Genomic DNA, 9,217 nt, shown 5'->3' with positions numbered 1-9,217 from the left:
TTCTTCTGCAAACTCAAAGAGTTCAAGCGCATCGCCATGCGCGCCTGCAAAACCGATCTAAGCTTCTCCGCAATGATCTACCTCGCCGCAGCCGTCATCAACTCGCGATGAATCCCCACAACCCCTAGTCCTCTCCCTTGGCGGGGAGGAGGGAAGTTACCGCCCCAGCAGCGGCTTGATCGGCGAAATGTCGTAACCCGCGCCGGCGGCCTTGCGCGCCAGCTCGTCGCCATCTTCGCCGGCAGTGCCTTTCGCAAGCGCCCAGCAGAAGGTCGATCGGGTGCCCGAGCGGCAATAGGCGAGGACCGGGCCTTCGGCGCTGTCGAGCGCCTGACGGGTTGCCTCGATCTGCTCCCGCGTGAAACCGCCGGGCGTGATCGGGATCGCAACATAGCCGAGCCCCGCCGCCTGCGCCGCCGCGCGGATCGACTCGCCGCTGGGCTGGCCCGGCTCTTCCTGTTCGGGGCGGTTGTTGATGATCATCGTGAAGCCCTGTGCGGCGGCTGCGGCGACATCGTCGGTGTCGATCTGGGCGGCGACCGAGATGCTGTCGTCGATCTTGCGGAACATGGCTCTTCCTTCTTCAGGCGCGATGGTCGTTGATGGCGGCGAGGAACGCGTCGCCATAGGTATCCAGTTTCTTCGCCCCTACGCCCGAAATCTGCGCGAGGCCACCCAGCGAATCCGGCTTTGCCGCCGCCATCTCGCGCAACGTCGCGTCGGTGAAGACGACATAGGGCGGCACGCCCTGCGCCTTGGCAAGATCGCGCCGCAACCCGCGCAGCACGTCGAACAGCGGATCGTGCGGATAGTCGACGCCGGCCTTGTCCTTCTTGCGGCGGCGCTCGCGCTCGGGCGGCAGCACGAGCTGCAACGGCTCCTCGCCCTTCAGGATCGCCTTGGCGGCGGGGCCGAAGGACAGCCCGCCATAATCGTCGGCGCGCAGCGCATCGCGGGCGAGCAGCGCGCGCGCGACCGGCTTGATCAGCTTCTGCTCGGCCTCGTCGGCGATGCCGAACACCGACAGCCGGTGGTGGCCCGCGCCCAGGATCTTGTCGGTCTCGCGCCCCGCCAGCACGTCGGAAAGATGGGTGACGCCATAGCGCATCTCGGTGCGAAAGGCGGCCGAAAGCAGCTTCTGCGCGACGACGCTCGCGTCGATGCCGGTGGGCGGGCTCAGGCAATTGTCGCAATTGCCGCAGGCCGCCGGAGGGCTCTCGCCGAAATGGCGGAGCAGGATCGCGCGGCGGCATCCCGGCGCTTCGACCAGCATCGCCATCGCGTTCAACCGCTGGCGCTCGCCCGCGCGGCGGCCTTCCTCGACATCGGTCTCGATGCGGCGGCGGGCGCGGGCGAAATCCTCGGCGCCCCAGAATAGTTGGGTGACGGCGGGATCGCCATCGCGCCCGGCGCGTCCGGTCTCCTGATAATAGGCCTCGATCGATTTGGGCAGGCCGGCATGCGCGACGAAGCGGACATCGGGCTTGTCGATCCCCATGCCGAAGGCGACCGTTGCCACCATCACCATGTCTTCGGATGCGACGAACGCCTTTTGGTTCGCGGCGCGGATCGCGGGGTCGAGCCCGGCATGATAGGCTCGCGTCGGGCGGCCTGATCCGCCGAGCTGCGCGGCGAGCTTCTCGGTCGCGTCGCGGGTGGGAGCATAGATGATGCCGGGCCCCGGATTTTCGTCGAGCAGCTGCGCGAGCTGTCTGCCGACGCCGTCGCGCGTATTGATGCCGTAGCGGAGATTGGCGCGGTCGAAGCCGGCGAGGATCAGCCCATCGGCCTCGATGCCGAGCTGCGCTAGGATATCGTCGCGGGTGTGGCGGTCGGCGGTCGCGGTCAGGGCCAGGCGCGGGACATCGGGACGCAGGTCGAGCAGGCCCCGCAGCAGACGGTAATCGGGCCTGAAGTCATGCCCCCATTCGGAGACGCAATGCGCCTCGTCGATCGCGATCAGCGCCAGGGGAATCTGGCTGATCAGGCGGCGGAAGCTCTCGGTCGAGGCCCGTTCGGGTGCGACGTAAAGCAGGTCGAGCCCGCCATTGCGCAGCCGGTCGATCGTCTCGTCGCGATTGTCGTCGGCGGATGTCAGCGCGGCCGCCCGGATGCCGGCGGCATCGGCCGAACGGACCTGGTCGTGCATCAGCGCGATCAGCGGCGAAACGACCAGCCCGGTGCCCTCGCGGCACAACGCCGGGATCTGATAGGTCAGCGACTTGCCCGCGCCGGTCGGCATCACCGCGAGGCTGTTCTGGCCGGCCATCACCCGGTCGATCACATCCTGCTGCCGCCCGCGGAACTGGGCATAGCCGAAGGTCCGCTGCAGGGCTTCCAAGGGGGTAGGCATGGGGTGCTTCTAGCGGATGGCGGCGGGGTGTCGAGCGGTCTGACGATTATGCCGTCGGCCGCTTCGGCCCGAACCGGTTGACCCATCTTTGCGCGGGCAGTTCGAAGCCGTGATACAGCGCCGCTGAGACTACCAGCACGATCAGCAGAAACAGGCCGATCAGGGGCGCGGGGATTGCCATCACATCGTCGACGAACACGATCTTGAACAGCAGGAAGAGCAGCGCATGCGCCAGATAGGTCGCATAGCTGATCTCGCCGAACCAGTGGATCACCCGCCCCTTCATCGGGTTGCGGCCTTCGGAGGTCAGCGCCAGCACGAACAACAGGCAGACGAAGGCGAAGGGCAGCGCCAGCGCCTCGGGCGTGCCAAACGCATAGGCGGCGGACCCGCCGATAGCGAGCATCCCGGCGATCAGCGCGGGGCGGGCCGGCGTCTCGCGCCAGCGCAGCCAGAGCGCCGCCACGATCGTCCCCATCGCAAATTCGAACAGGCAGCGCGGCACGCCGAGGCGCGGGATATCGCTGCCGAGGAGATCATGGCCGAAGGCGCTGAACAGGGCGAACAGGCCGAGCATCAGCAGGCCGAGGAATGCGATGAGCAGCGCGCTCGGCAGCTTGCGCCAGTCGGTGGCGGTGACGATCAGCGGAAAGACCAGATAGGCGGCGAATTCGCAGCTGATCGACCAGGCGGGCACGTTCCAGCCCAGGCCGTCGATCAGCCCCCAATTCTGGATCAGCAGCAGATGGTAGGGCAGCGTTTCCCAGGCGAAGTTGAGTGGCATGCCGCGTCCGGTCGCAACGCAGACGACGGCGAAGGCGATAGCGGCGAACAGCATCAGCATGTGCAGCGGATAGACGCGCGCAAGCCGCCGCCACAGAAAATGGGGTACGCCACGCCAGCGATGTTCGTGGAGCAGCTGGCCATAGTTGAGCCAGATCACGAAGCCCGACAGGACGAAGAAGAAATCGACCGCCAGATAGCCCTTGGCGAAGAAGGCGATGACGCCGGGCGGCAGGAAGCTCGCACTGTCGCGGATATGATAGAGCACGACATACCATGCCGCGATCCCGCGCGCCGAGGTGAGCGGACGAAGTTCGTGCCGTACCTGCAAGCTGCGCCTCTGCCCCCGTTACCCCGGCGAAGGCTGGGGTCCACGTCTTTTTGTACACGGATCCGGGCGGGGGTGAAGAGAGACTTCTTCTTCGTCATGCCAGCCTCCACTGGCATGACGAAAGAACTATATCAGGCCGCCTCGCGCTCTTCCTGTTCGCTCGCCTGCCGCATCCACATTTCGGCGTACAGCCCGTCGCGGGCGAGCAGTTCGGCGTGGCTGCCGCGCTCGGCCACCCGGCCGGCCTCAAGCACGACGATCTCGTCGGCGTGAACGATCGTCGACAGGCGGTGGGCGATGACGATGGTGGTGCGGCCCTGCTCGACCCCGCGTAAGGTCGTCTGGATATCGGCCTCGGTGCGGCTGTCGAGCGCGCTGGTGGCCTCGTCGAGGATCAGCAGCGGCGGGTTCTTCAGCAGCGTCCGGGCGATCGCGACGCGCTGCTTCTCGCCGCCCGACAGCTTGAGACCCCGCTCGCCGACGCGGGTTGCGTAACCCTGCGGCAGCGACAGGATGAAATTGTGGATCGACGCGCCCCGCGCAGCCTCCTCGATCTGGTCCTGTGTCGCGCCCTCGCGGCCATAGCCGATATTGTAACCGATCGTGTCGTTGAACAGCACCGTGTCCTGGGGAACGATACCGATCGCCTGGCGCAGCGACGCCTGCGTCACTTTCGCGATATCCTGGCCGTCGATCGTCACCCGGCCGCCGCTGATCTCGTAGAAGCGATAGAGGATACGCGCGAGGGTGGACTTGCCCGCACCCGAGGGGCCGACCACGGCGAGCGTGCCGCCGGGCCGGATCGTCAGGTCGATCCCCTTCAATATCTCGCGGTCGGGATCATAGGAGAAGTGCACGTCCTCGAACTTCACCATCCCGCCGGTGACGGCGAGTGGGACCGCGTCGGGTGCATCGGTAACTTCGGCGGGGGTGTCGATCAGCCGGAACATCGCCTCCATGTCGATCAGTCCCTGGCGGATCTCGCGATAGACCATGCCGAGCAGGTCGAGCGGCCGGAACAGCTGGGCGAGCATCGTATTCACGAACACCACGTCGCCGGGCGAGAACCAGCCCCTGCTCCAGCCATAGACGCTATAGCCCATCGCCCCCGCCATCATCAGGTTGGTGATCAGCGACTGGCCGATGTTGAGCGCGGCGAGCGAGCCTTCATTCTTGGTCGCGGCGCGCGCATAGGCGGCGACCGCGCGGCCGTAATTCTCGGCCTCGCGCCCTTCGGCGTTGAAATATTTGACCGTCTCGTAGTTCAGCAGCGAGTCGACCGCGCGCGCCGAGGCGCGGGTGTCATGCTCGACCATCTCGCGGCGCATCTTGCTGCGCCATTCCGTGACCTTGCGGGTGAAGACGATATAGGCGGCGATCGCCACCACGGTCGCCGTCACGAGGCCAGCGCCGAATTTATAGAAGAAGATCGCGCAAACCGCGGTGAGCTCGAAGAGGGTCGGGCCGATGTTGAACAGCAGGAAATAGAGCATCGTGTCGATGCTCTTGGTGCCGCGCTCGACGATCTTGGTCAGCGCCCCGGTGCGCCGTTCAAGGTGGAAGCGCAGCGACAGGCGGTGCAACTGCCCGAACACCTCCAGCGACAGCCGCCGCGCCGCATCCTGGCCGACCAGTTCGAAGATCGCGTTGCGCATATTGTCGAACAGCACCCCGCCGAAACGCGCGCCGGCATAGGCGACGACCAGCGCCACGGCGATCGTGACTCCCGGCTCCAGCCCAGGCGCCATGCGGTCCACCGCCGCCTTATAGGCGAAGGGCATCAGCAGGATGATGATCTTGGAACCCAGCACGAGCAGCATCGCGATCGCCACGCGGGCGCGCAACGCCGGCTCCCCCTTCGGCCACAGATAGGGCAGGAAGCGGCGCAGCGTGGCGAGGCCATGCTCGGGATTGGCGGCGCTGGCGGAGGCGTGATCGGGCGGCATTGCCGCGAAGATAGGGACGCGGGCGCTGAAGGGGAAGGGCGGCATGACACGGTATCAATCGCCAATGTCGCGGTTTGACGGCTTTCCGCGCGCCGGCGGCCCGCTATCTGCCGGCCCATGGTTACCGATCCGCTCCCTGCATCCGCCCCGAAACTCCGCCCGCTGCCGCTCCTGATCTTCAGCTCGCGCTGGCTTCAGCTGCCGCTCTATGTCGGCCTCATCGCGGCGCAGCTCGTCTATGTCCTGCTGTTTCTGAAGGAACTGTCCCACCTCGTCCTGCACAGCTGGGAGTTCACCGAGCAGCAGATCATGCTGGTCGTGCTGGGCCTGATCGACGTCGTGATGATCTCCAACCTGCTGGTGATGGTGATCGTCGGCGGCTACGAGACCTTCGTGTCGCGGCTGGGGCTGGGCGGCCATCCCGACCAGCCGGAATGGCTCAGCCACGTCAATGCCGGCGTGCTGAAGGTCAAGCTCGCCATGGCGATCATCGGCATATCCTCGATCCACCTGCTGCGCTCGTTCATCGAGGCCGGATCGATAGGGCAGCCGACCGCCCGGATCACCGAGGCGGCGATATTATGGCAGACCGTGATCCATATGGCCTTCATCCTGTCCGCGATCGGCATCGCCTGGGTCGATCGGATGACGCAGCACAAGCACTGAGCGGTTATCGAAGGCGCTTCCACGCAAGTGAAACAAACTCTAGCGGGGCTTCTTGTCGAGGAAGAGATATCCCGGCGTGAACTCCGCGGCCCAGCGCAGGCCCGCGAGATCGTGGATCTGGACGCGCCCACTGCGAAACGTGACCAGCCGGCGTTCGCGCAGCTCGCGAAGCACCCGGTTCATATGGACGGCGGTAAGCCCCAGGCACTCGGCCAGGTCGACCTGGATCAGCGGAAGCGGATAACCATCCTCCTCCGCCATCCCGACCACCCCCAGGCGAACATGCAACTCGCATAGCAGATGCGCGGTGCGCGACAGACCGTCACGCCGGCCCAGCGACACTTCCCAGGCGCGATGCATCGCCGCATCGAGATTCGTCGTCATCCACAATAGCCGGCCCAAATGCGGATGCTCGGCGGTAAGCTCCTCGAGCGCGGCATGCGACGCCCAGCTGGTCTGGCAATCGGTCAGCGCAACCACGCCATGATCGATGCTTTTCAGCGTGAAACTGTGCAGATCGAGGAAGTCGCCGGAAATGTGGAGCTGGCTGATCTGCCGCTCTCCGTCGCGCATGTCCTTGAAGCGGCCCATAAGGCCTTCGCTGAGCAGCGTAGACCGGTTCAGGGGCTCGCCTTCGCGGATCAAGACCGTGCGGGCGGGAACGCGTTGAGGGGGCTCAACGACAGCCCGCAAGGCCCGCTCTTCTGCTGCGCTGACATCGTCACGCTGGCGAAGTTTCAGGAGCAGCTTTTCAATCGGCACGTTTCAATAATTCGTGGCCATGCATTATCCAACCCCGTTGCTGCTGATGTCGACCGCTTCTGCAAACATGACATCGCACAGGAAGTTCCCTTGGCCATCCTCGATTGCGACGCGGCCACCGAGGTCGAGCTGTCCATTGTTGAGCTCCTCCTTGAGGATAGATCGGATGGCGGCCAGCGCTTCGACCCGCGCCGCGTCGACATCCGGTAGTTCGATCCCCTCCTGATCGCGCGTTATTCCGGAGCCGTTGATGAGGTGAAGATAAAAATGTGGCATCGAAGTCCGCGCGTCCCTTGTCATCCACGAACGTCGACTAGTCGACGGTTCGGGGGCCTTTTCCCATCGTCAGAAACCCTTGAAGCGACGACCGGTTCAAAAGCTTTGCCAAAACTAATCTGCGGCAATCTCATTCGAAAATTTCGCGATTAGAGAATCGAGCTTCGTGTAAGCGACGCCACACGGCGTTGCGTCTGGGGGTTGCGACGCCTGCGAATGATAACCGATAAATTCCTACAGGGACGGCAAGGCATAAAACTGAACGACGACGAACGCTCCGCCATCGAGCAGGCGGTGAGCGAGGTGCGCGTCGTTCCAGCTCGAACAGTGTTGATCGAAGCCGGCAAGCCGCTCCGGCACAGCGTGCTCATTATCGAAGGCATGATGTGCCGCTACATCGTCGATCGCGACGGAGTGCGTCAGCTTGTCGGCCTGCACCTGCCCGGCGACTTCATCGATCTTCACAGCTATGTGCTGAACCCGCTCGATCATGATATCGCCTCGCTGACGGAGGCGCGGATCGCGATCGTGCCGCACGACCGGATCCGGCCGCTCGTCGCCCAGCCGGAGCTTGGCCGCAAGCTCTGGTTCTCGACCCTGCTCGACGCCGCGATGCACCGCGCATGGCTGTTCCGGTTGGGGCGGCTAGACGCGACGGGCCGCGTCGCGCACTTCCTGTGCGAGACCGACGCCCGGCTGCGCGCGGTGGGGATGAGCGATGGCCGCCGCTTCGCACTCGACCTGACGCAGACCGACCTGGCCGAGATCTGCGGCGTCACCAGCGTCCATATGAACCGGATATTGCGGCAGCTGCGCGAGGATGGCCTTTGCACCTATCGCCAGTCGGTCGTGGAGATGATCCGGTCCGATCTCCTGGCCCGCCGGGGCCAGTTCGACGACGCTTATCTCTATCTCGACGATAGCGCCGCGCGGAACGGCTGATCCCGCCATTGCGGCATCATAAGAGGAAAATTTCGCGCTTGATCCAGATCATAACGCCATCGGAAAAACTGACTTAAGCAGATCGTGCTGCGCGGAGAGCTGGTCCGGTCTGATAGGCTCGCAGCCGACTGGATTTGCATGCCAATCACGCTCGGTCCACCTCATGCGGACTCCTCTCGCCGCTGCTTCCACGCCTCGATCGACGGCCGGCGGGCGTTGATCGAACTCGACAACGGCGCTGTCTTCAAACTGGCCGAACGTGGTGGCGGCAGATCGCTCGCGGCCATGCTGGACAAGAAGCAGCCCCAGATTATCGACGCCGCGCAACGGCTGGTTGAAAAGGGGCATTTCGCGGAGCGCGATGGCGCGCTTGAGATCGTGGTGACGGCGCTCGATCTCTAGCGATAAGCGCGGGCGAAGAAGCCCAGCGTGATCGCGACGCATAGCACCAGCGTCGCATGGCGAATGACCGCCGGCGGCAGCTTCCGTCCCAGCCGCGCCCCCGCATAGCCGCCGGCAAGCGCCCCGCCGCCCAGCAGGAGGGCGGTGTTCCACTGAACGATGCCCGCCAGCGCGAAGCAGGCTATCGCGGCGGCGTTCGCGGCGCAGCCCATGACGACGCGCGCCGCGGCGAGCGCCTTGATGCCCGATCCGTCGATCAGGCTCCACAGCGCGGTCATCATGAGCCCGACAGCGCCGCCATAATAGCCCCCATAGATGCCCAGCAGCATTTGCCCGGCGAGGATCAGCGGCCTGCCGCGCGGCCCCAGCCTGGCCTGCATCCATGGCCCGATCCGGGGGGCGAGGGCCAGGGCGAGCGTCGCGCACAGCGCCAGCCAGGGCAGCAGCCGGTCGAACAGCCGTTCGGGCGTGTAGAGAAGCAGCCCCGCACCGATTGCGCCGCCGACGATCGTGACCGCCAGCATCGTCCGCACGCTGATTCCGGCGATAGGCCTTAATCCGTCGCGATAGACGATCGCGCTGGCCAGGCCGCCCGGCCACAGCGCAACCGTGCTCGTCGCATTCGCGGCGATCGATGGCGTGCCGGTGGCGAGCAGCACCGGAAGGGTGACGAAGGAGCCGCCGCCAGCCAGCGCGTTCATCACACCGGCGACAAGCCCTGCGGCGGCGATGATCAGGGCTTCCTCCATGATATTT

Annotated in this window: 10 protein-coding genes and 1 pseudogene; 4 read left to right on the top strand and 7 right to left on the bottom strand. The window is 65.4% G+C overall.

What is annotated here, in order from left to right; all coding sequences use genetic code 11:
- Window positions 1-111 (top strand): annotated as a pseudogene (locus WP12_RS25985) (IS5/IS1182 family transposase); the annotation flags it as partial.
- A gap of 45 nt (window positions 112-156) precedes the next feature.
- Here WP12_RS25985 and WP12_RS19735 read toward each other — a convergent pair.
- The 4 genes from WP12_RS19735 to WP12_RS19720 all read right to left on the bottom strand — a co-directional run bounded on the left by WP12_RS19735 (window position 157) and on the right by WP12_RS19720 (window position 5,413).
- Window positions 157-570, bottom strand: a complete 414-nt coding sequence (locus WP12_RS19735; RefSeq protein WP_046195399.1) for a TIGR01244 family sulfur transferase — start codon at window positions 568-570, stop codon at window positions 157-159.
- 13 nt (window positions 571-583) lie between these two features.
- Window positions 584-2,353 (bottom strand): DNA helicase RecQ, encoded by a 1,770-nt coding sequence (recQ, locus tag WP12_RS19730; RefSeq protein WP_046195398.1) that lies wholly within the window; start codon window positions 2,351-2,353, stop codon window positions 584-586.
- Between the two features lie 46 nt (window positions 2,354-2,399).
- Window positions 2,400-3,467, bottom strand: a complete 1,068-nt coding sequence (locus WP12_RS19725; protein WP_046195397.1) for an acyltransferase family protein — start codon at window positions 3,465-3,467, stop codon at window positions 2,400-2,402.
- A gap of 131 nt (window positions 3,468-3,598) precedes the next feature.
- Complete coding sequence (locus tag WP12_RS19720) at window positions 3,599-5,413, bottom strand: ABCB family ABC transporter ATP-binding protein/permease (protein ID WP_046195404.1); 1,815 nt, start codon at window positions 5,411-5,413, stop codon at window positions 3,599-3,601.
- A gap of 117 nt (window positions 5,414-5,530) precedes the next feature.
- On the opposite strand from WP12_RS19720, the gene WP12_RS19715 reads away from it, so the two are divergent.
- Window positions 5,531-6,079: a TIGR00645 family protein gene (locus WP12_RS19715; RefSeq protein ID WP_046195396.1), complete on the top strand. Its 549-nt coding sequence runs from the start codon at window positions 5,531-5,533 to the stop codon at window positions 6,077-6,079.
- A 39-nt stretch (window positions 6,080-6,118) separates the two neighbouring features.
- Here WP12_RS19715 and WP12_RS19710 read toward each other — a convergent pair whose 3' ends face one another.
- Window positions 6,119-6,772 carry a Crp/Fnr family transcriptional regulator gene (locus WP12_RS19710; protein WP_235399212.1) on the bottom strand — a complete coding sequence of 218 codons (654 nt, stop codon included), beginning with the start codon at window positions 6,770-6,772 and terminating at the stop codon, window positions 6,119-6,121.
- A 93-nt stretch (window positions 6,773-6,865) separates the two neighbouring features.
- Window positions 6,866-7,117: a DUF6894 family protein gene (locus WP12_RS19705; RefSeq protein ID WP_046195394.1), complete on the bottom strand. Its 252-nt coding sequence runs from the start codon at window positions 7,115-7,117 to the stop codon at window positions 6,866-6,868.
- Between the two features lie 216 nt (window positions 7,118-7,333).
- Here WP12_RS19705 and WP12_RS19700 point away from each other — a divergent pair, with 216 nt between their 5' ends.
- On the top strand, window positions 7,334-8,059 hold the full coding sequence (locus WP12_RS19700) for a Crp/Fnr family transcriptional regulator (protein WP_046195393.1): 726 nt from the start codon (window positions 7,334-7,336) through the stop codon (window positions 8,057-8,059).
- Between the two features lie 138 nt (window positions 8,060-8,197).
- The gene (locus tag WP12_RS19695; RefSeq protein ID WP_046195392.1) at window positions 8,198-8,461 is read left to right on the top strand and encodes a hypothetical protein; all 264 of its coding nucleotides are present in this window, start codon (window positions 8,198-8,200) and stop codon (window positions 8,459-8,461) included.
- On the opposite strand, the gene WP12_RS19690 is transcribed toward WP12_RS19695, so the two are convergent.
- Window positions 8,458-9,210, bottom strand: coding sequence for a sulfite exporter TauE/SafE family protein (locus tag WP12_RS19690; protein WP_046195391.1), 753 nt, complete (start codon window positions 9,208-9,210; stop codon window positions 8,458-8,460). The genes WP12_RS19695 and WP12_RS19690 overlap by 4 nt on opposite strands.
- Between the last annotated feature and the right edge of the window lie 7 nt (window positions 9,211-9,217).

It is taken from the genome of Sphingomonas sp. SRS2 (assembly GCF_000971055.1).
Lineage (GTDB): Bacteria > Pseudomonadota > Alphaproteobacteria > Sphingomonadales > Sphingomonadaceae > Rhizorhabdus.
This window is presented reverse-complemented; position numbering and strand designations above follow the sequence as displayed.

Bases quoted from the DNA above. Each gene is read 5' to 3' on its own strand.
- WP12_RS19735 (WP_046195399.1), bottom strand. From the start codon at position 570: ATGTTCCGCAAGATCGACGACAGCATCTCGGTCGCCGCCCAGATCGAC.
- recQ (WP_046195398.1), bottom strand. From the start codon at position 2,353: ATGCCTACCCCCTTGGAAGCCCTGCAGCGGACCTTCGGCTATGCCCAG.
- WP12_RS19720 (WP_046195404.1), bottom strand. From the start codon at position 5,413: ATGCCGCCCGATCACGCCTCCGCCAGCGCCGCCAATCCCGAGCATGGC.
- WP12_RS19715 (WP_046195396.1), top strand. From the start codon at position 5,531: ATGGTTACCGATCCGCTCCCTGCATCCGCCCCGAAACTCCGCCCGCTG.
- WP12_RS19705 (WP_046195394.1), bottom strand. From the start codon at position 7,117: ATGCCACATTTTTATCTTCACCTCATCAACGGCTCCGGAATAACGCGC.
- WP12_RS19700 (WP_046195393.1), top strand. From the start codon at position 7,334: ATGATAACCGATAAATTCCTACAGGGACGGCAAGGCATAAAACTGAAC.
- WP12_RS19695 (WP_046195392.1), top strand. From the start codon at position 8,198: ATGCCAATCACGCTCGGTCCACCTCATGCGGACTCCTCTCGCCGCTGC.
- WP12_RS19690 (WP_046195391.1), bottom strand. From the start codon at position 9,210: ATGGAGGAAGCCCTGATCATCGCCGCCGCAGGGCTTGTCGCCGGTGTG.